Source organism: Shewanella sp. SG41-4, assembly GCF_014164505.1.
Taxonomy (GTDB): Bacteria; Pseudomonadota; Gammaproteobacteria; order Enterobacterales; family Shewanellaceae; genus Shewanella.
On sequence record NZ_JACJFI010000007.1, the window covers coordinates 1 to 24,151 of the forward strand.

Below are 24,151 nucleotides of genomic sequence, written 5' to 3' on the forward strand. Positions count from 1 at the left end.
GATGAGGCTTTTTTGTTGAATGTGGCGGAGGGATAGGGATTTGAACCCTAGAACGGGATAAACCGTTGCCGGTTTTCAAGACCGGTGCATTCGACCACTCTGCCATCCCTCCGAACGCGGTGAATAATAAGGGTATTGGCGAAAATGTAAAGCCTTGATGTGTTCAATGGCACAACAAATGTGCAAAATGACACAAAAAGGCTCGCGTTTGCACAATATTTACCCTTTTTAGTCTTTAAAACGCTTTGATTGCAAGCTTGCCTCTCTTGTTGGCGAGCACTAACAAGAGAGGTTTTTATCACAGCAATAAGACTTAGTGCACTAAACCACGACGCTTTAATAGTGCGTCAGTAGATGGTTTTTTACCGGCAAAGTCGATGTAGCTTTGCATTAGATCCTGGCTGTTACCTTTTGACAATACGGTGTCGCGGTATTTTTGACCGTTCTCTTGGGTTAATCCGCCGTGCGCCATCATGTGTGCAAAAGCATCTGCTGCAAATACTTCGGTCCAAAGGTAAGCGTAGTAACCCGCAGAGTAACCGCCGCCGAAGCTGTGGCTAAAGTAGGTGGTTTTATAACGCGGTGCGATTGGGCTGTAGTCTAAACCGTGTTTTGCTAGTGCTTGTTTTTCAAAGGTAGCAACATCGGCAATTTCAGTGCCAGCAGGAATTGAGTGCCATTCCATATCAAGCAATGCAGCCGCTAGGTATTCAACCGTGCCAAACCCTTGGTTAAAGGTGTGCGCTTTTAATACTTTAGCAAGTAATTCGGCAGGAATCGGCTCGCCTGTTTGGTAGTGCTTAGCGTAGTTTGCTAGCACGGCAGGGTCGATGCTCCAGTCTTCATTAGCTTGTGATGGAAACTCAACAAAATCACGTGCCGTTTTGGTACCAGCTAAGCTTGGGTAGTTAACTTGTGAGTATAAACCGTGAATAGCATGACCAAACTCGTGGAACAATGTACTTACTTCGTCAAACGTTAACAGGGTAGGTTGACCTTCAGCAGGCTTTGGTACGTTAAGCGCGTTATACACGACAGGCTTAGTATTTTGCAAGAATGATTGGCTAACAAATTCATCCATCCATGCTCCGCCACGCTTGCCTGGGCGTGCATACATATCTAGATAGAACAAGCCTAGCGAGCTGCCGTCTTTGTTAAAGATTTCATAAGCGGTAACGTCTTTGTGCCATACAGGTAAGTCGTTACGTGACTTGAAGGTGATACCATAAAGTTTTTCCATAGCGAAAAACAGGCCGTCAGTGAGTACGGTGTTCATTTCAAAGTAGGGTTTAACTTGGCTGTCGTCTAGGTCATATTTTGCCGCACGCACTTTTTCGGCATAGTAAGCCCAGTCCCATGCTTCAAGCGTAAAGTCTTTACCGTCTTTAACTATTTCAGCTTGAATATCTGCCGCTTCAATTTTGGCTTTAACTAATGCTTTAGGCGCTAAGTCATCCAAAATGCCATAAACCGCTTCTGGGTTTTGAGCCATTTGGTCGCCTGTAGAATAAGCTGCCCATGTTGGGTAGCCTAATAGTTTGGCTTTTTGTGCTCGCAGTTGGGCGATTTTGATATTAAGCGGGCTGTTTGTGTCCATTGCGCGATAAGCTGACGTTTCCCAAAGCTTTTTACGTAGGTCGCGATTTTTAAGGCTAGACAGTAGCGGTTGGGTTGTGGTGTTCACTAAGGTAATCATGTAACCGGTTTTGCCTGCTGCTTTTGCTGCAGCGGCTAATGATGCGATGTCATTGTCTGACAAGCCGTCTAGCATGGCTTTGTCTTCAACTACAATTACGTCGTCTTTAAATGATTTTAAAACGTTTTGTGAGAAGCTGGTTTCAAGTTTAGCCAGCTCTCCATTTAGCTCACGCATTTGGGCTTTGTCTTCTGTTGACAATTCAGCACCTGCGCGCACAAAGCGATCGTAATAAACGTCTACTAAACGTAAGTCTTCACCTGTTAATGTGGCTTTGTTTTTGTAAATAGCTTGAATACGAGCAAAAAGCTTTTCATCTAGATAAATGTTGTCCATGTGAGCAGTTAACTTAGGCACAACTTGCTCTTCGACACTAATGAAGTTGTCGTCTGAAATTAAGCCTGTAAGGTTAAAAAACACCCGTTGAGTGCGGTCTAATATCGCGCCAGTTTTTTCAAGTGCAACAACGGTGTTGTCGAATGTTGGTGCGTCAGCGTTGTTGGTAATGGCTGCGATTTCAGCTTTATGCTCTTTCATACCTTGTTCAAAGGCGGGTAAATAGTCTGCAGCGTTAAACTTGTCGAACTGCGGCGCCATGTATTGTAATGGGCTTGGGACTAACAGCGCGTTTTCGGCGGTTGCAGGTGCTTTGGTCGTTGTTGTAGGTGCTTCTGCTGTGGTTTTGCTTGCCATTGCGGTATCTGCTGTTTGTTCTGAACATGCACTAAGCATCAATGCCGCACTTACGGCAGTGGTAATAAGAGTTTTACGCATTAATATATCCTTGGGTCTTGGCCCTTTTAGGTGTTTTTATGCCTATTCAAAATGTGTTGTGCGGCTGAATAGTGACAATAAAAACATAAAGTAATAACCCCTTTACAATACCAAGCCTACGCCTTGCAGCAAAGGTTAATGGTATTAACTAAGATTAATTATTGTAACTAAAGTTGCCAATAGTGATGTTTGTTAGATTTTAAGGCTATCTGACCGCAATTGTAGTGGTAATTTGTGGATATTCGCGTAGCTTAATAGCAATAGAGAGTACGACGAGGGTGATAGATGAAAGCGGGTAAACACGATACAAAACTGCTCAAGCTCGCGATGGAGATTGGCATGGGATACGCGCAAAAGCGTGGTTTTGATGATTTTGGTAAAGGCATCTCGCCAAAAGATAAAGTGGAATGTATTTATCGATTACTGGTTCAAGACAATTTAATCCAACCCTTAGCCGAAGATAAAGACGATGGTCCGAATCGTAAGCATAAACTGATATTGTGGATTAGTAAGCAACTGCCTAAAGAACATGAGCTTTTGAACTAAGGTTACCAACCTACACCATAAATTAAGCCCAAATGAAATGGTATTTCATTTGGGCTTTTTAGCATTTAGATTAAGTGTGAATTGCTCATACTCACTGCCATTTTTTATTCGACTCGCTGTAATTCTAGCGCGACTCAATCTCAATAATTTTTAAGCGGATTAACTGCTTTTGCCATTGCTGCTTATTAACACCTTCTACCCAAATAGTGTCACTTTGGCGATGTTGACCATTACGCAGGTAAGTTTCTGGCATACGGAAAATAGCTTCCCAGGCTTCAATTTTTTCTGTTTTGAGCAATGCGCCGTTGTCATTGTAAAAACTCACCTCAACTTCAACAACCGTGACATGTTCGTTACTGGTGCTGTCAAAATCGAACACTAATCCGAGCTCATCGTCTTTCCATTTTGTGTCTGCAAGAGTGATTTTAATGCCGTCTTTAGCCGTGCTACCCAATAATTCTGGTTGTGCTAACGCCGCTGCAGTTAAGCGTGTGGTTGATACTTGAGTATTAACTGCAGGCGCAGCCGGCACGGTAATCTTTGGTGCGACAACAGGTGCTGTTACTGCAGCAACAGAAGCGGCAGTTGCAATTGCAGGCGGTGTTATTGCGTTGGCTTGCTTTGCGATGTCGGCTTTAGCCGCTTGCACTGGTTGGGTTACTGTTTCGGTAATAATGTATTCCCAAGTGAAATCGTCTTTTAGACGAACATTGGTGCCATTTTCTAAGGTGATAACAGCAATATCGGCAGCCATTGCTACTGGTGCAAGTAATAGAAGTAGAGCTGATGCAATCGCATTAAGTTTGGTTTTCATCTATTTATCCTGATTGAAAGTCTTTAACACTTTGGCTCATTCTACGTACTTTTATCGTTGAAATGGAAAAAAGTATTGTTGGGTATTTATATTTTGCTCCAGCATGTCATAGCGCCTTTTTTTATGCTTGTGTCGCGATTGATAGGTTTGTGTAAATTGATTTTAAAGTGTTAATTGTAGGTTAAAAATCATACTAATTTAAACGCTGTTTTTTGATGTCGATCAAATTTAAGTACCTCTTTGTGAGTAATATTGATCATGTTTCAACTAAATTGAGGACATGCGATGAAAACTTATTATTCAGTATTAATGTTATCTTCTGCTTTATTGCTAAGTGCTTGTGGTGGTAGCGATAGCACAACCGATGAAGGACAATTTTCTTTAGGAGTGTCTGATGCTCCTATGGCGGGAGTATCTCGGTTAGGGTTAGTGATGAATGAACTTGTTATGACGGACGCTAATGGAGAAATACACCGTTATAACTTACAACATAGGGAGTTTAATTTACTCGATTATCAGGGCATTAATAGGCATCTTGCCATTGATAATATCGATTTACCTGTTGGCCAATATCATAATGTCCACGTGACAATTGATCAGGGCGATGGTAATCAAGGTTGTTACGTTGAAGATGGCCAAGGCCGACATAGTTTGCAAGTTGAAAATGGTTACTTGCCAATAGATGATGTGCAGATTATTGCTAATCAGCACCGTGTAATGACATTGGAAATTAACTTGTACCAAGGTCTGCAAATGGAGCAAGAACAATACCAATTGCGTCATCGTGCAATGTGGTCAGTCGACAATAGTCAAATGGGACATTTAATTGGAGAAGTCGATCCGCAATGGGTTGCCAGTTGTGAAATGGACTATGCCGATCTCACTCCTATTGGAGGGGAATTTTATCATCTAGCCTATTTATATCCTGAAAGTGTCACCTCTCTTGAGCAAATGGCCGATATGGGGACAACTCCTCCAGACGGGCTAACGGCTCCGCTATCGGTGAGCCGATTATTACAAACTACAGAGGGTGATTGGTATTTCGCAATGGGTTATTTACCCGAAGGGAACTACCGCGTTGGTTATAGCTGTTTAGGTCATTTAGATGATCCAATCCTTGATGACATTAGCGCTGGACCATTTGTCATGTATAAAGATGCAGGCGCTATAACGATTGAAACTGGCCCTCTTGGTGGACAACAAACAGTGCATGAGTGTGGCGATGGCAATGGTGGGCATCATGGTGGTTAATGTTGAAGCCAATTGATCTTGCTATCATTTTATTAATGCTTTATCTGTGACGAAAAAAGAGGTTGCCCATTTTACTTGCTCAATCAACTAAGTCAGTAAGACATCAATCAATGATGTTTTACTGACTCTAGCGGCGTTGTTTTCCTATGTTCATACTCATTGTGTCGCGCTAGATAATGGTTTTAGCGCGCCATAACCTCAGTTGTCTCTGTCAAAATAATCCAATAAAAACCAATCAATATTAGCGATTGCTGAAGGTGATGTGGCTCATAAAATCTAACATTGGTGCTAGAAACGGGTTTTGATTTACAGAGTAAAGAGTAAACTCATCTTTAACATGTAAAATTTATACATGAATAATATTTGAGGAGTAGAGTTATGTTTTGTGTGCAATGTGAGCAAACCATTAGAACACCAGAAGGCAATGGCTGTAGTTACTCGCAAGGTATGTGCGGCAAGTTAGCGTCGACGTCTGATATTCAAGATTTATTAATTTATATGCTGCAAGGTGTTTCTGCTTACGCAGTTAAAGCCCGTGAGTTTGGCATTGTAGACAACGAAATTGATGTATTTGTCCCTAAGGCCTTTTTTGCCACACTGACTAACGTAAACTTTGATGATGACCGTTTAATTGATTATGCCTATCAGGCTCAAACGTATCGTGACCAATTAAAAGCGGCTTATATTGCTGCGTGTAAAGGCAAGGGCGTAGAGCCAGAAATGGTTAGCGCACAAGGCGAGCTATTGCTCGGCACTTCAAAGCCTGAAATTTTAGCCCAAGCACCCATTGCACTGCCTAATCGCGGTGATGTACATGAAGATATTCTTGGCTTACGTTTATTATGTTTATACGGTTTAAAAGGTGCTGCTGCTTATATGGAGCATGCTCGCGTATTAGATCAAACAGACGTTGATGTGGCCGCCGAGTTCCATAAAATTATGGCATTTTTAGGCGAAGACTCTGTTGATGCTGACAAGTTATTTGCAACAGCAATGGAAATTGGCCAATTAAACTATCGCATTATGGCGATGTTAGATTTAGGCGAAACCACCTCATTTGGCCACCCAGAACCGACTCAAGTGAATACCAAGTCGGTAAAAGGTAAAGCGATTTTAGTGTCTGGCCACGACATGAAAGATTTAGAGCTTATTCTTGAGCAAACCGCAGGCAAGGGCATTAATGTCTTTACTCACGGCGAAATGTTACCAGCACTTGCTTACCCAGCCTTTAAAAAATACGCGCATTTAGTCGGTAACTACGGCGGTGCTTGGCAGAATCAGCAAAAAGAATTTGCCACTTTCCCTGGCGCAGTGGTGATGACCTCAAACTGTATTATCGACCCTACAGTGGGTGAATACTCTGACCGTATTTATACTCGCAGTATTGTCGGTTGGCCTGGTGTGACTCATGTTGAAGGTGATGACTTTAGCGAAGTAATTAACAAAGCGTTAGCGCTTGAAGGCTTTGCTTACGATGAAATCCCACACATGATCACCATCGGTTTTGCCCGCAATGCGTTAATGGCGGCGGCACCAACAGTGGTTGAAAACGTTAAGAATGGTTCTATTAAGCACTTCTTCTTAATTGGTGGTTGTGATGGTGACAAATTAGAGCGCAATTACTTCACTGACTTAGCTAAGTCTGTACCTGATGATTCAATTATTTTGACCTTAGGTTGTGGTAAGTACAAATTCAATAAATTGGAATTTGGCGACATTAACGGTGTGCCACGCTTGTTAGATATTGGCCAGTGTAATGATGCTTATTCGGCTATTCAGTTAGCGTTAGCGTTAAAGGACATTTTCGAATGCGATCTTAACGACTTACCGTTAAGTATTGTGTTGTCGTGGTTTGAGCAAAAAGCGATTGTCGTGTTGTTAACCTTGCTGTCTCTAGGGGTGAAAAACATTCGTACTGGCCCGAGTGCACCAGGGTTCTTAACTGAAAATTTAGCCAATATCCTTGAGCAACAATTTGGTTTACGTACCACTACCGATGTTGAATCAGACTTAAAAGCGATGATCAAAGTAGCGTAATCCTGTCATAACAATAGTGCATTTAAGCAAAGCTTATTTGCACGATTGCGATTAAAAGCGATATGAGATTTTCATATCGCTATCGTGTTTTTTACTGCGTTAAAGGTATTAAAATGAGTAGTACTCCCTCAGTTGGTTTTTCATTTTCACAAGCGCTTTCTGCCCAAGCGGCAAAAAAGGTGACTCCTGTTATCGAGGCCCCCGTTATCGAGACTCCGCCTACGGCTCAACCAGCTGTATTGACAGGCTCGAAAGCACTTTTGGCTGCTGATAACTGGCAACGAGGTGAGGTGCAACTGCGCTGTGTTGAAAAATGGAATGAAACCCATGATGTGGTGAGTTTTCGATTTCAAGGACTTGAACCGGTTAAGTTTAATTTTAAACCGGGACAGTTTATTACCTTTAAACTAAATATTAATGGCGACAAGGTTTACCGCAGTTACACTATTTCATCGTCACCTTCACGACCATTTTCGTTAGTGGTCACGGTAAAAAAAATCGCTGGTGGTTTGGTGTCTAATTACTTAACTGAGTCGCTCAATGTTGGCGATGACGTGACGGTTACTGGCCCTGATGGAATATTTAACTTGATCGACATTGAGGCCGATAAGTACTTATTGTTAAGTGCCGGTTGTGGTGTGACGCCAATGCATTCTATGTCGCGCTGGTTGTGCGATACCACTACCGACAGTGATATTGCCTTTGTACACAGTGCCAAAACGGTTAATGACATTATGTTTGCGGATTCGATGGCGTCAATGGCATCACGAAGCCCGAGTTTTAATCTTAATTATGTACTTGAGTCAGACAGTAATAAGCAAGATTTAACCGATAAACATACTTCTACAGGTTGCGAAGGTGGCCGCTTGAGTTTAGAAACCTTAGTCAAGTTAGTACCAGATTATCAACAGCGTACCGTATTTGTGTGTGGACCAGAACCCTACATGGCTGCGGTAAAATTAATGCTTGAAGCTGCTGAATTTGATATGAGTCAGTTCAACCAAGAAAGCTTTGGTGCAAGTAGTGCCATGGGGTTGAAAGCTGCGTTAGACAGTAATCCATCAACAGAACGGTTTATGCTGAGCATTGGCGATAAGCAGGTTCAGTTAACGGGTGATCAAAGCTTACTTGATGGCATTGAGTCGGCAAAGTTACCGATGATTGCTGCATGTCGTTCTGGCGTATGCGGTGCGTGTAAGTGTCAGGTTGTTTCAGGCACTACAGTGTCGTCTAGCAAAATGGCGTTAACTGCTGACGAAATAGCAGCAGGCTTTGTGTTGGCTTGTTCAACTAAAATAACCTCGAATGTACGCTTACAAATGTGATCGGTTTTACCGCAGTTTATAGACGCTGACCTTGTATCGGTCGGCTCATGCGCTATTAGTTTATAGCGATACTATTGCAGTCGATTAAATTTGCGTTGCCATTGAAGGAATTAAATATTTTTGGGCAAAATCATTGGCATTTACAGGTTTCCCAAAATGATAACCTTGCCATATGTTGGCACCTTGCTTTGCCACAAAATCGGCTTGAAATTGGTTTTCGACGCCTTCTGCTACCAACGATAATTGTAAATTATTTGCCATGGCGATAATGGTGTTAACTAACTGTCGGCTTTGTTCTGAAGTTTCAAGATTACGAATAAAACTGCGATCAATTTTAACCGAATTAAACGGGTAGTTTTGCAAATAACTGAGTGATGAATAGCCGGTACCAAAATCATCTAAAGACAACCGGATCCCATGATGGTGTAACTTATTTAATATTTCTTGGGCATGTGTAGCATCGTGTATAAACGCATTCTCTGTTAGTTCTATTTCAAGTAAGTTGCCAGGTATTTTATATAACTCAAGCAGTTGCACAATCTTATCTATCAAGTAACTATCTTTGAGCTGTACAGGAGAAATATTAATCGCTAGGTAAAAGTCTCGGTTATATAATTCGCGCCAGTAAGCTAATTGTTTCAACGCATTTCTCAACACAAAATAACCGATTTCAATGATCTGTCCAGATTGTTCAGCATTTTCAATAAAGTCGACCGGTGACACTTGGCCTAAAGTTGGGTTATACCACCTGATAAGTACTTCGGCACCAATAACATTTTGGCTTTGGGTGTCGACAAAAGGTTGGTAATTTAACGACAACTCATTGCGATTAAGCGCACCTCTTAATAATGACTCCATTTGTATACGATTAGATAGTTCGGATTCCATTTTGGGGTTAAAGAACTTATAGCCATTGTTATTACTTATTTCACAGTGTGAAAGTGCAGCGCTGGATTTTCTGGAGAGCTCCATAAAACAACTACCATCGTTAGGATAAAATGATACGCCTATTGCGGTGGTAATGGATGCTGGGAAGTCCTCAACATGGATAACTTGAGCAAAATGTTGACACAAACGACTGCAAAAAGCCGCCATCTTATCGACATATAGCTGTTTTTTGGTGGAGATGACGATGCAGAATGTGGTTTCACTGACAGTAGCAAGGTAGGCGTTATTAGTAATAAAGCGCTGTAGCTTCTGAGCCACTAAATTACGCACTTTTTCACTCACGTCATAACCTAAACCGTCTTGAATCACCTTTAAGTTTGTGATGCTGAAATGGACTACTGAAATACTGGTAAATTCATTTTTTGTCGTCAGTTGGTTAAACATAGTTTCGAGCTGGTTGAATTTGGGTAAACCAGTAGCAGTGTCGAAACGTTGCTGAATATCTAATAGTTTTTCCGCCGCAACTCGTGAGTCGATTTCTTGCATTAAATCGCTGTTAAGCTTCTCTAATTCTGATGTGCGCTGCGCAATATGAGTTTCTAATTGTAGGTTAACTTGTGATAATTTTTGTTTTTGATCTAACATTTCTAGATTACTTTCAATGTTTTGGCTAAAACATTCCAACAGCATAATAAGATCATCGGAGTAGTTATTTGATTTTTTGTCTAGTATGCAAATGGTGCCAAAGGGCTCTCCATCAGGCCAATTAAGTGGTAAGCCATAATAAGAAACCATACCCACAGCAAGATCAGGGTTGTGACTCCAGCGAGGATCTTTTAGGGCATTTTCGACATGTAGTGCTGTTTGCTGCTCAATCACTGATTCACAATATAAACTATGTCCCAGCATGTCTTTCATCCCAGGCCCATATGGGCTGTCGGCATTATTGTTGGCGACAAACACTTCCATTTCATTAGTATGAAGTTTCATAATTAACGATGCAGGCACTTGAGCGACCTTAGCGATGAGGTCTACTGTAGTTTGCCAAGACATGAGCATTTCTGGTGGTATCGAAATCGTGTTGTTTTTCAACAGCGGGATTACCTCTTCTTTATAGTATTGCGACTCAATAAATAAACCTTAGTTCGATAGATATAACGATTATAAATACGCTTAATAGTCTATCGTTCTGTAAATTCGATTGTTATAGCTGATAATAGAAGTTTTAAAAACTAAGCCTATAAAAATAAACGAATTTTACTTATACGATGCAAGGCATGTTATGGGATCTGTAGAGGCTATGGAATGAAGGGGAAATACGGGCTGTGTAATTTCGAAAGCATCCGTGTCTTCGCTGCGTAACGGTTCTGGCTATGCTAAGCGCAGTGGAGGCTCTTCATCCATGAATCTCTTACATTTCTTACATACCATCATAAATATGTCATATAACGGTGTTGAGCATAAATGTTGTCTGAAGACTTAAATTTATGCGGTTGTTATTTACAAACTACTTAAATAACCTAGGTTATGCAAACATTAGTTAAATCGCTATCGGATGAAAAATATTCGTTTTGTGATGCAACTCACGTAAGAGGTTGAGTGTAAACAAACAGCTATGTGATTTTTCTTTCAAGTTAAACTGTATGAGTCTTTAATAAAATCTCATAACGATTGAAGCTAAATTCATTTTCTTGGTATTGAGAGTGAAGCGTCATGCCTAGTTTTGTGGCCACGTTTATCGAGCCGCTATTTATATCGACAACATTGGCATAGACGATGCCTAAATCCATCTGTTGTTTGGCATATTCGATACAGGCTTTGTTGGCTTCTGTGGCTAAACCAATACCCCAGTAGTCTGGGTGTAAGCGATAACCAATATCGACGGCATTAATACGTGTTTCATTTTTAAAACCGCAAAACCCAATAACAGTATTGGTCTCTTTCAGTACCACAGCCCAACGGCCAAAACCGTATTGCTGATATTCAGCTAACCAAATATTGGTAATGATATTTTCGGCATCGGTTAGTGTTGTGCACATTCCCGCATCACCAGTATAGAGGCTGACTTGTTTTGGGGTATTAAAGTGTAATACGGCTGGCGCGTCATCAAGAGTAAATTCTCGGATAATTAGCCTGGGTGTTTCAGTTATCACTTTCATTGGTTTCCCCCATTATTATTTTTATGACCGCAACGACTTAATCACTATGCCACAACTAACCTTATCCCTTAAGTGGCTTGAGGTTAGCTAAAACCCATTACAAAGTGGCTCAAGCTTGTGGTAGGTTAACATATTCAATTTCTCCGTTTAAGAAGAATAATATGACCTGCCTTCGTGTTGTTTACCCACTATTAGCGTTAGCGATTTCAGCTTCGTTGTTGTCTGTTAATGCTGGTGCAAGTGAACTCGACCAATCTGTGGTTCAAGCATTACCAAAGCTTGAGCAACTGTATATACACCTGCATCAACACCCTGAATTGTCATATCAAGAAAAAGCCACTAGCCAACGTATGGCGCAAGAACTCAAGCAATTAGGCTTTGAGGTTACGTCTAATTTTGGCGGTTATGGTGTGGTTGGTATTGTCAAAAACGGTAATGGACCCGTGGTGATGATCCGTGCAGATATCGATGGCTTACCCATTATTGAGCAAACGGGCAAAAAGTACGCCTCGACCGTAACAACCCTTAATGCAGACAACAGTCGCGTTGGGATTATGCATGGTTGCGGCCACGATATTCACATGACCAGTTTAATTGGCACCGCGCAGCAACTAATGCTCCACAAAGCCGACTGGCAAGGTACTTTGATGATGGTGGCTCAACCCGCAGAAGAAGTCGGTGGTGGCGCCAAAGCTATGCTCAAACAGGGTTTATTTAGCCATTTCCCTACACCAGACAGCATTATTGGTTTGCATGTGAGTGCGTCAATTCCTGCTGGCAAAGTCGGTACCGTAAGTGGTTATGCCTTGGCGAATGTTGATTCAGTTGATATTACCATTAAGGGTAAAGGTGGGCATGGCGCTTATCCGCACGCAACGATTGATCCTGTGGTACTTGCTGCGCGCACTGTACTTGCACTGCAAACCATTGTTAGCCGTGAAATATCGCCGTTAGAGCCTAATGTGGTCACTGTTGGGTCTATTCATGGTGGCTCAAAACACAATATTATTTCCGATGAAGTGAAGCTTCAGCTGACCTTGCGATCGTATAATCCTAAGGTTCGTGAGCAGCAAATAGCGGCGATTAAGCGTATTACTTCAGGTATCGCTATTAGTGCTGGCTTGCCAGATGACCTTATGCCAGTGGTGTATGTGCATGATGATGAAACCATTCCATCAACCTATAACGATCCCACGTTAGCCGCTAAGGTTAAAGCCAGTATTGAAGCCGAGTTAGGCAGTGATAATGTGCTGGTGGCACCACCGGTAATGGCTGGCGAAGATTTTGGTTTATATGGGCTCACTGCAGAGAAACGTCCTATTACTTTATTCTGGCTTGGCGGGGTAGAACCTAGCCAGTATCAAGCGAGTGTTGAGTCTGGCGATACCTTGCCGTCTTTGCATTCTAGTCAGTTTGCCCCAGATTATTCGTTAACTATCCGCACTGGGGTTAGGGCTATGACAAAATCCGCGATGGATTTATTTAATCAACCAGCAAAATAAACGCAAAGTATTAAAGGATAGGGTTTCATTCAACGATAAGCGTAATAGCCGCCTTCGGTACTATATAATATACTGACGGCTATTCTCATTTTTGGAACATGGGCAGTATATGATTATCTTTAGCACCAACCTTGGCGATTTTACCGTAGAGCTTGAAATGGAACGTGCGCCGGTTTCTTCAAAAAACTTTTTAAAATACTGCCAAGATGGTTTTTATGAAGGCACTATTTTTCATCGGGTTATTAAAGGTTTTATGGTGCAGGGTGGTGGCTTAACCGCCAAAATGAAAGAAAAGCCAACCCGTGACCCTATTGCCAATGAAGCCAATAAAGGGTTGAACAACGTGTTAGGTACTTTGGCGATGGCTCGAACAGATGCGCCGCATTCTGCTACTGGGCAATTTTTTATTAATGTCGCCGACAATGATTTTCTAGATCACGCTGCAATGACTAATGCGGGTTGGGGTTATGCAGTGTTTGCAAAAGTGACTGCCGGTATGGATGTTATTCAGCAAATGGAGCGAGTTAAAACAACGACGATGGCAGGCCATGAAGATGTACCGCGTGAGCCGATTATTGTTGAGAAAGTGACGATTGTTGACGAGAAGCCCGTCGCTTAAGTGCGCTGCACTATGTAAACACTCGCTATTAATCATTAGCGAGTAAGTAATAGCTATTAAGCACTAGCGATTAACTATTAGCTATTAGTACTAGCTTAAAACAACGCAATAAAAAAGGTTCGACATCACTGTCGAACCTTTTTTGATCGGTTGTTAAACCACAGTACTCACATTAAAGAGTGAAACGAATACCAATGGCAACGCCGTCATCTTCAGACACTTCCATTCTGGCTTGTTGTGCTTTGTCGGCACTGGTGAAATCGCTGTAATCACGGCGAGCTTCAACATATAAAACAGTATCTGGGTCAAATACATAATGTAAACCTACTACGAAAAACTGACGTTTGAATACGTCATCTGGATCGGTATTGTAGTTAGGTTGGATCACGTAGTTAGAGCCAGCATCAAGAATATTGTACGAAATAAAAGTACGAATATTATTATCGAACTTATATGAGAACAATGATTCAACACCCACAGCGTCGTTAATTAAACGACCGATATTGTCGGTGTCATGATTTTCGTTTTTGTTTACGTTGGCAGCAGCATAAAAACCATTCTGGTCAAAGTTACCCCAAGTGATACCCATACCGTAAATAAGATCAACAGCAGTGGATGAGCCACCGTTACCAAAGGTCACATCAAACTCACCACGGTTAACACCGGCAGTTAGTACCAGTTTATCAGTTGCTTGGTAAGTTACTGCGCCGCCATAGGTATAGTTATATTCAACTTGTTGTGCCGACGTTGAACTTGCTGCCCATAATTCTTCACAGGCATCTTGAGTAATATTTTCAACATCACAAGTATAGAAAGCACTGTTTTTAAGCTGGGCTTGCACGGCAAAACTTACGTCGCCAAAGCTGTTACGGTACTGAACTGTTTTGTCACCACGACCAACGCCGTTTACCGCGCCGTCATCTTTGTTATAAGTGTAAACACCGGCAGTGTTTCCGTCCCATACAAAGCCATAGTTTGTGCTGTAGACCACGTCATACCAAGCACCCCATTGCTTGCCAATGGTGATGCTACCGTATTTGTCATGCGATAAACCGGCATAACCAAGACGGTTATAGAAAAATTCTTCTTGAATTGATTCAAAGCGATTGTTGTAAACAATGTCTGTGCTACCTACCGGATTCACACCCCATTCAAGCAAGGCGTAAGCTTTCCAGTCATTTTGGAGTTGACGACTAAAACCAAAATTAATCCGTGAAGCACCGTTAACAACTTCTGTTTCACCTTGGGTATTGATCACGCGCGCATCAATAAATCCACCAATTTTAACCGCATTGACATCATCTTTATAAACTTCGATTGCCGACGCTGCAGGTGCGATAAGAATTGTTGAAATTAATGCTGCAATTAATGTTCTGTTCATTTTAGTCTCTTGTCTTGTTGTTTGAGTAAGCACAGCTTAGTCCGTTAATATTTCTTTCCATTGAGGCGACGGAGAGTATCAAACCTATGAGTGACTCATAAAGTGAAATATGCTCAAAAAAGGCGATATATCTCATAAAATTCGTTGTTCAATGACTTAGCAAAACTGAGTGTTAGTAATGAGTTGCGTGATAGTTAATAATTGTGAGTAAATGTTATTTGGTGGTTGCTTATGCACTTAATATGGTTTTTTATCTATTTTTTAAGGAGGGTGTTTTTTAAGCGTTTATTTGATGTAGATCGCGACTTTATTTCACCAATGGCATACGCTTAATTTAGCACTGTTATCGATTTTATCGGGGGCGACATTATGGACATGACTTTGCAATTTCACGGCGCAACTCAAGAGGTCACTGGATCTTGCCATTTACTTACAGTCAAAGGGCAGCAAGTGCTGCTTGATTGTGGATTAATTCAAGGGAGTAAAGCTGACGCGTTACGTAATCACGATCCTTTTCCATTCGACGCGGCACAAATCCATGCCGTGGTATTAAGCCATGCACACATTGATCATTCTGGCCGTCTGCCTTATTTGATAAACCAGGGGTTTACTGGACCCATTTATACTCAAAAAGCCACCGCAGAGTTATGCGATGTCATGTTGCGTGATGCCGCCATGCTGCAAGAAAGAGATACCGACAGGCAAAATAAAAAACGTGCAAAAAATGATTTAGAACTGCTAGAGCCGCTATTTACCGAGAAAGATGTTGATCAAGTGATGGCGCAGTTTGTGATGGTAGATTACGGTCAACGCGTACAGGTTTCCGATGCGGTAGAGGTTTGTTTATCTGATGCAGGACATATTTTAGGTTCTGCTGTGGTTGAGTTGTGGTTAGGCGATAAACCGGAACAGAAAAAACTGGTTTTTAGTGGTGATTTAGGTCGTGCAGGTATGCCCGTTTTGGATGATCCAACGTTTATTGAACAAGCTGATTTAGTGCTAATGGAAAGTACTTACGGTGATAGATTGCACCGCAGTTGGGAAGATACATTGGTTGAACTGAAATCAATTTTTAAACGAACAACTCGTGAAAGTAGAGGCAATATTTTGATCCCGGCATTTTCTGTTGGCCGATCTCAAGAGCTGCTTTATCTGTTCCATCTATATGCCAAAGAGTGGGACTTATCGCGTTGGCGTATTTGTTTAGACAGTCCAATGGCGATTAAAGCAACTGAGGTATATGTTAATAATTATCCGTTGATGGACGATGACTTTAAGCGTTTTACCCGCATGTCACCAGGCAACCATCCGTTGTTATCTAGTGCTGAATTTGTGTGTAGCACCGAAGAGTCGATAGAGCTGAACGATATTCATGAAGGGTTAATCATTATTGCAGGTAGTGGTATGTGTAATGGTGGCCGAATTCGTAATCATTTTGTGCATAATCTATGGCGTAAAGAAGTCGATATTATTATTTGTGGTTTTCAGGCAATGGGAACGCCAGGGCGAATACTAGTCGACGGCGCTGAAGAGCTGACGATTCATGGCCAAAGTATTAAAGTGGCTGCCAGTATTCATACTGTCGGTGGGTTATCAGCCCATGCCGACCAAGCTGAATTATTGTCTTGGTATCGTCATTTTGAGCAATCACCCGCGGTGATCTTGGTGCATGGTGAACTAGAAGCACAGCAAGTATTGATTGAAGCACTTAATCAAGACAGTGCCAATAAACCGAAAAATAGCGCGATTGCCCAACGAGGAGATTGCTTAGACTTAAACGCGTTACCTGAGTTTGTGTGGCTGAATACGGCGAGTGAATATAATGAGCTATCAGAAACGTGATTCGAGTGAGTGTGTTATTAAGTTAACGATTGCTTAGCCTGCGGGCTAAGCATCAATTTCGTGTTGCAGCTTTTCAATATCATCTAATATCCGCATAAATTTTTGGCCAAATTCAGTCACCTGGTATTCCACTCTTGGTGGAATTTCAGGGTAATTAATTTTATTCAAAATGCCAAATTCGATGTTTTTTTTCAAACATTGATTCAATACTTTGGTGCTGAGGCCTTCAACTGATTTTACCATTTCACCGGGACGGTTAATGTTATTGGCTAATAACTGATACACAGTTAGTGACCATTTGCAGCCGTAAATGGTTTCGACCATACGGGCACTTTTTTCTGGAGCAGACTTTCGCAGAAATAATTTTTCTTTTGTATTCATTAATATGTACCTAAAAGTGCCTATAGGACTTAATTGTACTTACTATTCAATCGGATAGTTTGCCAATAAGCTTAACACACTTACTCTTTTATTAGGTGTGTTCAAATGACGAATTCAACTCAAACAACAGCGCTGATTATTGGCGGCACAAGTGGTATCGGTTTTGAAACGGCGAAGCAACTCGTGTCTCAAGGTGTTGATATTATTATTGTTGGCAATAAAGCCGACAAACTCAATGTCGCAGTGGCACAACTGTCTTTACTTGGGAGTGTCAGTGGCGTTCAGGCCAATTTATACGACCAACAAGACCTGAGCCGTTTGATCAATATTATCGACTCCATGGATCATAAAATCGATCATCTAGTTAATGCTGCAGGTTATTTTAATCCTAAGCCGTTTTTAGACCATCAAGTGAGTGATTACGATATATACATGGAGCTGAACAAGGCCATTTTTGTGATTTCACAAGCGGTAGCCAGAAACATGATTAAACATCATGGCGGTAGCATAGTGAACATTGGTTCTATGTGGGCTAAACAAGCCATTAAAGCCACACCATCAAGTGCATATTCTATGGCTAAAGCGGGTTTACATGCATTAACTCAACACATGGCAATGGAGCTGGCGGACCATAACATTCGCGTTAATGCTGTATCACCAGCCGTTGTGAGTACGCCAATTTATCAAGCCTTTATTGAACCGCAAGATATGGCTGGTGTGCTTGATAGTTTTAATTCATTCCATCCAATTGGCCGAGTTGGAAGTCCAGCCGATGTAGCCAACAGCATTGTGTTTTTGTTATCAGAGCAAGCGGCTTGGGTGACAGGCGCGGTATGGGATGTTGATGGTGGCGTGATGGCTGGTCGTAACTAATTAATACCTTACAATTGGATTGCACACAGCCACTACCCGGTTAATGCAAAAAACTCTTTAGCAGGGGCTAATTAAGTAGCAAAGAGCTCATTAAGTTGGTGCCATAGGACTGCCGTATCTGTATCTGAGATATGGCAGTGTGGGGTGAGCTTTGTTGCCACGTCTTAGTGACTAATTTAGCCACTAGCTTAGTCACTAACTCATAAACCAACTTATACACTAAGGCATTAGATTAAATCACACTGAATAAGCGTTAATATTTCATTCTATAAATAGCTGTGACGCGTTAAGCTATAGATAAATAAGTGATGTGAGCGGCGTGATGAAGTTAGTAACAATTAATAAAAGCCAGTATCGTTCGGTTAACAATCAAGTACAGATAGGTTTAGTGGCAACACTGGCTATTTTGTCGGTGATATTTGGTCAGTTGATGATCTATTTTTTTGGCGTTAAGCCATTACCCGGTGCTGAGGCTACTGGCAATTTTCACCTTAATTTTACTGGGGTGATTTTGGCGTTAATGGTGTGCAGTTTATTAATACGTAACCTGCGTACCAAACCGAAATTTTATGAAGTGTATTATGTGTGGCAACTGAAGCAGTTGCAGAACAAAATTTACCGCAAGCTGAAATCAGTTCAACAAGCCGCCAAAGACAATAACCGTGATGCATTAGTGATACTCAGTTTTTATTATCAAAGCTTGGCGCTAGTGTATGAGTTAGATAACAACACCTTAACTATTTCAAACGTCAATAATGAGCTAGATAAACTGCAAAAATGTATCGATGCCGCCGGTGTTTCTGTTGATGCTGATGAGTTTACTCCCGAGATGCTACAAGCCTTTTAGATCATCATCTATTGATAATTTTTTGCTAACTAGATAGCTTGGTTTTCAGTGGATGCCAGCAATTCTTACCTTAAATAAGGAGCCATGATGTCAATATTGGCGGATATTCCTTTTTCATTACTCGAACTCGCGCCGATGCGCGAAGACGCCAGCGTCGCTGAAACATTACAAGGTAGCCTACGTTATGCTCAACATGCCGAAAATGTTGGTATTAATCGTTTTTGGTTGGCTGAACATCACAATATGCCAGGCATTATTTGTTCGGCAACCTCGATATTAATTGGCTATATAGCAGGTGGGACTCAACGTATTCGTGTTGGTGCTGGCGGGATCATGTTACCTAACCACGCACCCTTAGTGGTTGCAGAGCAGTTTGGCACCTTGGCCAGTTTGTATCCCAACCGTATAGATTTAGGCTTAGGCCGCGCACCCGGTAGCGACCAAGTGACTAGTCGTGCATTGAATCGTGATGATAGCCGAGCTGAACACTTCCCAGAAGAAGTGAGCGAACTACAGTCATTATTAGGTCCGCGATCACAGCGTCAACAAGCTGCATCCGCCCAAGTGCGAGCGATTCCGGGCGAAGACACTAATGTGCCAATTTGGTTATTAGGCTCAAGTTTGTTTAGCGCTCAGTTGGCTGCTAAACGTGGATTGCCATATGTATTTGCAGGCCACTTTGCACCGCGTTTTTTATATGATGCAGTTGAGCTTTATCGACGTGAATTTATTCCTTCAGCAGTATTGAGCAAGCCTTATGTTATGTTGGGATTACCTTTGGTCGCCGCCCCAACAGATGCTGAAGCAGAATACCTTAGCACTAGCTCTAAACAACGTATTTTGGCATTAATTCGTGGCAATGAAATGTGGCTTAAACCGCCTGTCGATAGTATGGATGGGTTGTGGAGCGAGCAAGAGAAAAGCTACGTCGATAACTTTTTAAGTTTGTCGGTGTGTGGCGGACCAGCAACGATTAAACATCGACTTGAAGTGATTGTTCAACAGCTTGGCGTTGATGAGCTTATGTTTACCAATGACTTGTATGACAGTGAACACCGTTTACGCGCCCTGGATATTTTAATGAGCGTTAAACAATAAAATTGTCTGAATAACGATAACATCCACAAATATGATTAAGCGTTCACAACGTGTGAGCGCTTTTTTTTGTGGCATAACAAACCTGTGTTCATTGATATTCATAAAGTGGGCACGGGTGCTCTCTAACATGGGTAGTGGCTATTTGGGTTGCCTTGTAATGTTGAATTAATTGATTCATATTAAGTTAATCAATGACTACACGGAATGTTGCCAATGCCTATGCTGAGCGTTAATCGTTTATGCCACCCGAACCTTGTCTTATTACTATTCACTGTTTTACTTAGCGCTTGCTCTGTCAATTCAGAAAATAGCCAAAACGCTTACCATTTACCTCAGTTTAATCATGCTTTGATTCAATCCACTTCTGCCGAAAATGTGCCTGAGATTTCCAGCCTGACTTATCTCTCCGAAATACAGCGACAAGAATTAGCTGGGTTTATCGCCAGAGATAACATTAAAGCACTGCCCAATCGCTTAAAAGTGTCTGAGTTTATTAACCATAAAATGACTAATTTCAATTATGAAGGGAAAAATTATACCAGTACTGAGTCATGGAGTAATCAGTCTGGTAATTGTATGGCATTAGCATTGCTGACCTATTCAGTCGCAAAAGAATTGAATGTATATCCGGTATTTCAAGTGGTTCATGCCGCGCCAATATTGACCAATATCACCTCCGATATTCTTGTTACATCAGACCATGTACGCACATTTTTGTATGATGAAAAACCGAGTGGGCATTTTCTTAGTGGCGGTATTGCTACTGTGATTGATTATTTTCCAGATCGTTTTGATCGCACCGGTGAAATCGTCTCAGAATCTAAATTTTTAGCGATGTTTTATCGTAATTTAGCGGCCGATGCCATGCTAGAAAAAAAGTATGAATTTGCTTTTATCTTACTTGAGCAAGGGCTAAAGCTAGCGCCAGATTATGATGCTTTGATTAATATGATGGCCATTACTCATCGCCGTTTAGGTGACGAACAGACAGCCGAAAAACTCTACCTATATGCCCTTGATATTAAGCCGAATTCCTTGGCAGTATTAAGTAATTACCGCTTATTACTGGAATTACAAAGCAGAACTGCTGAAGCAAAAAAGATCGACCAATACTTGTTGTCGCTTGAGTCGAGTAACCCATACAGCTACTACAGTTTGGGTATTGAGGCATTGGAATTCAAAGACTATAAAACCACCGTCATCTTCTTAGAAAAGTTTATTGATAACGCGCCTTATTTCCATCCGGCTTATTTTGCGCTAGCCAGAGCTCAATTGGGTCTAGGTAATACAAAAAAGGCTCAGAAAATATTAAAAAAAGCGATTGAACTCACTGATATGCCAGACAGTAAAAAGCACTATTTAGCCAAATTAGATATGTTAAAAAAAGTGCCTGATTAAGTGTTGATGGTTCATTAAACAGTCGTTGTTCACCACGATGATGGCCTTTGAAATCAACATAGAAAAACCAAGACAGATGTCTTGGTTTTTTGTTTGTAAGTCAGTAAAACTGGTTTACCAAAAGCTTAAATCGCTTGACCGTTTACGGTTAATTTTACATCGATGTTGCCACGTACTGCGTTTGAATATGGGCAAACTTGGTGGGCTGTTTTCACTAACTGTTCAGCTTCTGCTTGGTCGAGTACAAGTTCAACTGCTAGCGCTACTGTTAATGCAAAACCACCATTGTCATTGGCACCGATACCGACAGTTGCTGTAGTTGGAGCTGCCTTGATAGCGACTTTACTTTGGCTGGCTACATGCAGAATCGCGTTAGAAAAACATGCGGCATAACCGGCAGAAAATAACTGTTCTGGATTAGTAAACTCACCACTGCCACCCATTTCTTTTGGGTAACTTAATTGTAAATCTACTTTTTTATCGTCGGTAGAAACTTGGCCATTACGGCCTGCTAATGCTGTTGCTGAAGTGGTATATAGTGCTTTCATAGTAAACCTCGTGTAAAAGTAAGTTAATTTAAGTTGTGCGCAATCTAATTGTGTTTACTATAACTAAGCCAAAAATAATTTGCAACTACATTGTGCGCAATTTAATTTTCATTGTTGTCTTATTATTTAACAATCACTGTCTAAAAATCACTATTCAATGGCTGTAAACCTTAGTTGTGCTTCAGTATCAATTTGATTAGCTTGTCATTCTTCTGTCACCTTTTTGTCATCATTAGCTCTCACAATAGCCACTCATTAGACCTCTTAGGCAGTGCTAAGCATCGCCACATAATATGCGAACGATAAAAAATAAGGATAGGCTATGAAACGGTTTGTAACTCGTCGTGACTTTTTGGCTATGTCAGCTAAAGGTGCTGGGGCGGTAGTGGTGTCTTATGGATTAATGGGCTGTAGCAGTGATGACGATGTCGTATCGGGTCAATTTTTACAAGGTGTTGCCAGTGGCGACCCTGCTGCAGATGCGGTGATTTTATGGACTCGCGTTACGCCTGATGTTGAAGGTGATATTACTGTGTCATGGGAAGTCGCCACTGACAGCAACTTTAGTCAAGTAGTCACAAACGGCCAAACGATAACAAATCAAAACCGTGACTATACCGTTAAAGTTGACGCTGTCGGGCTTGAAGCTGGGCAGCAGTATTTTTATCGCTTTAAGGCCGGTGATACGGTATCGGAAATAGGGCAAACACGCACATTACCTCAAGGTAGCGTGGCATCTGTTAAGTTGGCGGTAATGTCATGCGCTAACTTTCCTGCTGGTTATTTTAATGTGTATGAAATGGCTGCACAGCAAAATGATTTGGATGCTGTCGTGCACTTAGGCGATTATTTATATGAGTATGCTCGTGGTGAATATGCCAGCGAACATGCTGCCGAGCTTGGGCGTGAAGTGTTGCCAGCCGGTGAATTATTTTTATTAGACGACTATCGCACCCGTTACAGCCAATATCGTAGTGATGCGAGCTTACAAAAGCTACATGCCAAAGTACCGTTTATTACCGTGTGGGATGACCATGAAGTGGCCAACGATACCTGGAAAGAAGGTGCCGAAAACCATAATGATGGTGAAGGGGATTTTGATCAACGCAAACAAGCCGCACTACAAGCTTACTTTGAATGGCTGCCAATTCGTCCATGGAGTGAAGGTAATCATGAAGAAATTTACAGAAGTTTTAATTACGGTAACTTGGTTGATTTGCACATGCTCGATACTCGGGTATTGGCTCGCGATAAACAATTAGAATATAGCCAATATATTGATGCGACCACAGGTGCATTTAACAGCAGCACATTTCTCGCGGATGTAACCGATACTAACCGCACCCTGTTAGGCCAGACTCAACTATTGTGGTTACAACAAACTTTGTTGCAGTCTACTGCTAAGTGGCAAGTATTAGGTCAACAGGTGTTAATGGGCAAAATGTTAATGCCTGCTGCTATTGCGACTCAGCAAATGAGTATTCCGCAGTTTGCTGAGCTTGCCGGATTAGCGCAGCTAGCGGGCCGTGCTCAAGCGGGCGACCCAACGTTAACCGCAGAAGAGTTAGCTTACTTACAAGCGAATCAAGCCAAGCTGACGCCAGAGGTGATTGCATTACTACAGCTGCCGGCAATTCCATACAACTTAGATGCGTGGGATGGTTACGCCTACGAGCGCGAAGTGATTTTAGCGACAGCAAAGTCGTTACAACATAACTTGGTGGTTATTGCCGGTGATACCCATAATGCATGGGCCAACGATTTAACCGATAGTGGTGGCGATATTGTCGGAATAGAATTTGCCACAAGCTCGGTGTCATCCCCAGGTCTTGAGTATTACTTAGGCTTGTCTGATGCTGAAATGCCGGCAACTGAAGCAGCAATAGTCGGTTTGATCGCCGATCTTAAATACGCCAATTTAAAGGATCGCGGCTACTTATTACTGACATTTACTGAAAATGAAGTTCGCAGTGATTGGCAATACGTTGATACGATTTTAGATAAGACATTTGTTCAATTAGATGCTCGTGGTTACAGTGCCACCAGTACCGCTGGTAGCCCTAAAGTCACGCCGGTGTCGTAATCAGCTGATGTGAATTAGTCGATACAATTCAGCCACCTTAAAGGTGGCTGAATGATTTATATAAGCGGCATAACGCTTAATTAAACATA

The 24,151-nt window shown here is 41.7% G+C and carries 19 protein-coding genes and 1 tRNA gene; 12 read left to right on the forward strand and 8 right to left on the reverse strand.

Features of this window, described 5'->3' with window-relative positions; genetic code table 11:
• Positions 1–22: 22 nt before the first annotated feature.
• Positions 23–112: transfer RNA gene (locus tag H5202_RS01640), tRNA-Ser, on the reverse strand.
• 201 nt (positions 113–313) lie between these two features.
• Positions 314–2,470, reverse strand: a complete 2,157-nt coding sequence (locus H5202_RS01645) for a M3 family metallopeptidase (protein WP_182770374.1) — start codon at positions 2,468–2,470, stop codon at positions 314–316.
• Positions 2,471–2,755: 285 nt separating this feature from the next.
• Between H5202_RS01645 and H5202_RS01650 the strand changes: the two genes are divergently transcribed.
• Entirely contained in the window at positions 2,756–3,016 is a 261-nt protein-coding gene (locus H5202_RS01650; RefSeq protein ID WP_124732307.1) for a DUF5062 family protein, read from the forward strand.
• Positions 3,017–3,140: 124 nt separating this feature from the next.
• Here H5202_RS01650 and H5202_RS01655 read toward each other — a convergent pair whose 3' ends face one another.
• Positions 3,141–3,830 carry a DUF3157 family protein gene (locus tag H5202_RS01655; RefSeq protein WP_182770376.1) on the reverse strand — a complete coding sequence of 230 codons (690 nt, stop codon included), beginning with the start codon at positions 3,828–3,830 and terminating at the stop codon, positions 3,141–3,143.
• A 285-nt stretch (positions 3,831–4,115) separates the two neighbouring features.
• Between H5202_RS01655 and H5202_RS01660 the strand changes: the two genes are divergently transcribed.
• The 3 genes from H5202_RS01660 (at position 4,116) to H5202_RS01670 (ending at position 8,443) form a co-directional block, all read left to right on the forward strand.
• Positions 4,116–5,081, forward strand: coding sequence for a DUF4382 domain-containing protein (locus H5202_RS01660; RefSeq protein WP_182770377.1), 966 nt, complete (start codon positions 4,116–4,118; stop codon positions 5,079–5,081).
• Positions 5,082–5,459: 378 nt separating this feature from the next.
• Positions 5,460–7,118, forward strand: coding sequence for a hydroxylamine reductase (gene hcp / locus H5202_RS01665; protein WP_182770379.1), 1,659 nt, complete (start codon positions 5,460–5,462; stop codon positions 7,116–7,118).
• A 113-nt stretch (positions 7,119–7,231) separates the two neighbouring features.
• Positions 7,232–8,443: a hybrid-cluster NAD(P)-dependent oxidoreductase gene (locus H5202_RS01670; protein WP_182770380.1), complete on the forward strand. Its 1,212-nt coding sequence runs from the start codon at positions 7,232–7,234 to the stop codon at positions 8,441–8,443.
• A gap of 84 nt (positions 8,444–8,527) precedes the next feature.
• On the opposite strand, the gene H5202_RS01675 is transcribed toward H5202_RS01670, so the two are convergent.
• Both H5202_RS01675 and H5202_RS01680 read right to left on the reverse strand, forming a co-directional pair.
• Entirely contained in the window at positions 8,528–10,384 is a 1,857-nt protein-coding gene (locus tag H5202_RS01675; protein WP_182770382.1) for a sensor domain-containing phosphodiesterase, read from the reverse strand.
• 581 nt (positions 10,385–10,965) lie between these two features.
• The gene (locus H5202_RS01680) at positions 10,966–11,490 is read right to left on the reverse strand and encodes a GNAT family N-acetyltransferase (RefSeq protein ID WP_182770383.1); all 525 of its coding nucleotides are present in this window, start codon (positions 11,488–11,490) and stop codon (positions 10,966–10,968) included.
• Between the two features lie 161 nt (positions 11,491–11,651).
• Here H5202_RS01680 and H5202_RS01685 point away from each other — a divergent pair, with 161 nt between their 5' ends.
• Both H5202_RS01685 and H5202_RS01690 read left to right on the forward strand, forming a co-directional pair.
• Positions 11,652–12,992 (forward strand): M20 metallopeptidase family protein, encoded by a 1,341-nt coding sequence (locus H5202_RS01685; RefSeq protein WP_182770385.1) that lies wholly within the window; start codon positions 11,652–11,654, stop codon positions 12,990–12,992.
• Between the two features lie 109 nt (positions 12,993–13,101).
• Positions 13,102–13,611 (forward strand): peptidylprolyl isomerase, encoded by a 510-nt coding sequence (locus H5202_RS01690; RefSeq protein ID WP_041413233.1) that lies wholly within the window; start codon positions 13,102–13,104, stop codon positions 13,609–13,611.
• Between the two features lie 172 nt (positions 13,612–13,783).
• On the opposite strand, the gene H5202_RS01695 is transcribed toward H5202_RS01690, so the two are convergent.
• Complete coding sequence (locus tag H5202_RS01695) at positions 13,784–14,992, reverse strand: porin (RefSeq protein WP_182770387.1); 1,209 nt, start codon at positions 14,990–14,992, stop codon at positions 13,784–13,786.
• A 369-nt stretch (positions 14,993–15,361) separates the two neighbouring features.
• Here H5202_RS01695 and H5202_RS01700 point away from each other — a divergent pair, with 369 nt between their 5' ends.
• Positions 15,362–16,834 carry an MBL fold metallo-hydrolase RNA specificity domain-containing protein gene (locus tag H5202_RS01700; protein WP_182770389.1) on the forward strand — a complete coding sequence of 491 codons (1,473 nt, stop codon included), beginning with the start codon at positions 15,362–15,364 and terminating at the stop codon, positions 16,832–16,834.
• 45 nt (positions 16,835–16,879) lie between these two features.
• On the opposite strand, the gene H5202_RS01705 is transcribed toward H5202_RS01700, so the two are convergent.
• Positions 16,880–17,215, reverse strand: coding sequence for a winged helix-turn-helix transcriptional regulator (locus H5202_RS01705; protein ID WP_011639018.1), 336 nt, complete (start codon positions 17,213–17,215; stop codon positions 16,880–16,882).
• A gap of 105 nt (positions 17,216–17,320) precedes the next feature.
• Between H5202_RS01705 and H5202_RS01710 the strand changes: the two genes are divergently transcribed.
• From H5202_RS01710 to H5202_RS01725, 4 genes are all read left to right on the forward strand, one after another.
• Positions 17,321–18,088 (forward strand): SDR family NAD(P)-dependent oxidoreductase, encoded by a 768-nt coding sequence (locus H5202_RS01710; protein WP_182770390.1) that lies wholly within the window; start codon positions 17,321–17,323, stop codon positions 18,086–18,088.
• Positions 18,089–18,410: 322 nt separating this feature from the next.
• Positions 18,411–18,935 carry a DUF3087 domain-containing protein gene (locus tag H5202_RS01715; protein ID WP_182770392.1) on the forward strand — a complete coding sequence of 175 codons (525 nt, stop codon included), beginning with the start codon at positions 18,411–18,413 and terminating at the stop codon, positions 18,933–18,935.
• 87 nt (positions 18,936–19,022) lie between these two features.
• Positions 19,023–20,033, forward strand: a complete 1,011-nt coding sequence (locus H5202_RS01720; protein WP_182770414.1) for an LLM class flavin-dependent oxidoreductase — start codon at positions 19,023–19,025, stop codon at positions 20,031–20,033.
• Positions 20,034–20,246: 213 nt separating this feature from the next.
• Positions 20,247–21,431: a tetratricopeptide repeat protein gene (locus tag H5202_RS01725; RefSeq protein ID WP_182770394.1), complete on the forward strand. Its 1,185-nt coding sequence runs from the start codon at positions 20,247–20,249 to the stop codon at positions 21,429–21,431.
• Positions 21,432–21,556: 125 nt separating this feature from the next.
• Here the strand turns inward: H5202_RS01725 and H5202_RS01730 are convergent, their stop codons facing one another.
• Positions 21,557–21,979 (reverse strand): organic hydroperoxide resistance protein, encoded by a 423-nt coding sequence (locus H5202_RS01730; RefSeq protein WP_182770396.1) that lies wholly within the window; start codon positions 21,977–21,979, stop codon positions 21,557–21,559.
• Positions 21,980–22,301: 322 nt separating this feature from the next.
• Here H5202_RS01730 and H5202_RS01735 point away from each other — a divergent pair, with 322 nt between their 5' ends.
• Positions 22,302–24,062 carry an alkaline phosphatase D family protein gene (locus H5202_RS01735; RefSeq protein ID WP_182770398.1) on the forward strand — a complete coding sequence of 587 codons (1,761 nt, stop codon included), beginning with the start codon at positions 22,302–22,304 and terminating at the stop codon, positions 24,060–24,062.
• Positions 24,063–24,151: the final 89 nt, after the last annotated feature.

Bases quoted from the DNA above. Each gene is read 5' to 3' on its own strand.
- H5202_RS01645 (WP_182770374.1), bottom strand. From the start codon at position 2,470: ATGCGTAAAACTCTTATTACCACTGCCGTAAGTGCGGCATTGATGCTT.
- H5202_RS01650 (WP_124732307.1), top strand. From the start codon at position 2,756: ATGAAAGCGGGTAAACACGATACAAAACTGCTCAAGCTCGCGATGGAG.
- H5202_RS01655 (WP_182770376.1), bottom strand. From the start codon at position 3,830: ATGAAAACCAAACTTAATGCGATTGCATCAGCTCTACTTCTATTACTT.
- H5202_RS01660 (WP_182770377.1), top strand. From the start codon at position 4,116: ATGAAAACTTATTATTCAGTATTAATGTTATCTTCTGCTTTATTGCTA.
- hcp (WP_182770379.1), top strand. From the start codon at position 5,460: ATGTTTTGTGTGCAATGTGAGCAAACCATTAGAACACCAGAAGGCAAT.
- H5202_RS01670 (WP_182770380.1), top strand. From the start codon at position 7,232: ATGAGTAGTACTCCCTCAGTTGGTTTTTCATTTTCACAAGCGCTTTCT.
- H5202_RS01675 (WP_182770382.1), bottom strand. From the start codon at position 10,384: ATGTCTTGGCAAACTACAGTAGACCTCATCGCTAAGGTCGCTCAAGTG.
- H5202_RS01680 (WP_182770383.1), bottom strand. From the start codon at position 11,490: ATGAAAGTGATAACTGAAACACCCAGGCTAATTATCCGAGAATTTACT.
- H5202_RS01685 (WP_182770385.1), top strand. From the start codon at position 11,652: ATGACCTGCCTTCGTGTTGTTTACCCACTATTAGCGTTAGCGATTTCA.
- H5202_RS01690 (WP_041413233.1), top strand. From the start codon at position 13,102: ATGATTATCTTTAGCACCAACCTTGGCGATTTTACCGTAGAGCTTGAA.
- H5202_RS01695 (WP_182770387.1), bottom strand. From the start codon at position 14,992: ATGAACAGAACATTAATTGCAGCATTAATTTCAACAATTCTTATCGCA.
- H5202_RS01700 (WP_182770389.1), top strand. From the start codon at position 15,362: ATGGACATGACTTTGCAATTTCACGGCGCAACTCAAGAGGTCACTGGA.
- H5202_RS01705 (WP_011639018.1), bottom strand. From the start codon at position 17,215: ATGAATACAAAAGAAAAATTATTTCTGCGAAAGTCTGCTCCAGAAAAA.
- H5202_RS01710 (WP_182770390.1), top strand. From the start codon at position 17,321: ATGACGAATTCAACTCAAACAACAGCGCTGATTATTGGCGGCACAAGT.
- H5202_RS01715 (WP_182770392.1), top strand. From the start codon at position 18,411: ATGAAGTTAGTAACAATTAATAAAAGCCAGTATCGTTCGGTTAACAAT.
- H5202_RS01720 (WP_182770414.1), top strand. From the start codon at position 19,023: ATGTCAATATTGGCGGATATTCCTTTTTCATTACTCGAACTCGCGCCG.
- H5202_RS01725 (WP_182770394.1), top strand. From the start codon at position 20,247: ATGCCTATGCTGAGCGTTAATCGTTTATGCCACCCGAACCTTGTCTTA.
- H5202_RS01730 (WP_182770396.1), bottom strand. From the start codon at position 21,979: ATGAAAGCACTATATACCACTTCAGCAACAGCATTAGCAGGCCGTAAT.
- H5202_RS01735 (WP_182770398.1), top strand. From the start codon at position 22,302: ATGAAACGGTTTGTAACTCGTCGTGACTTTTTGGCTATGTCAGCTAAA.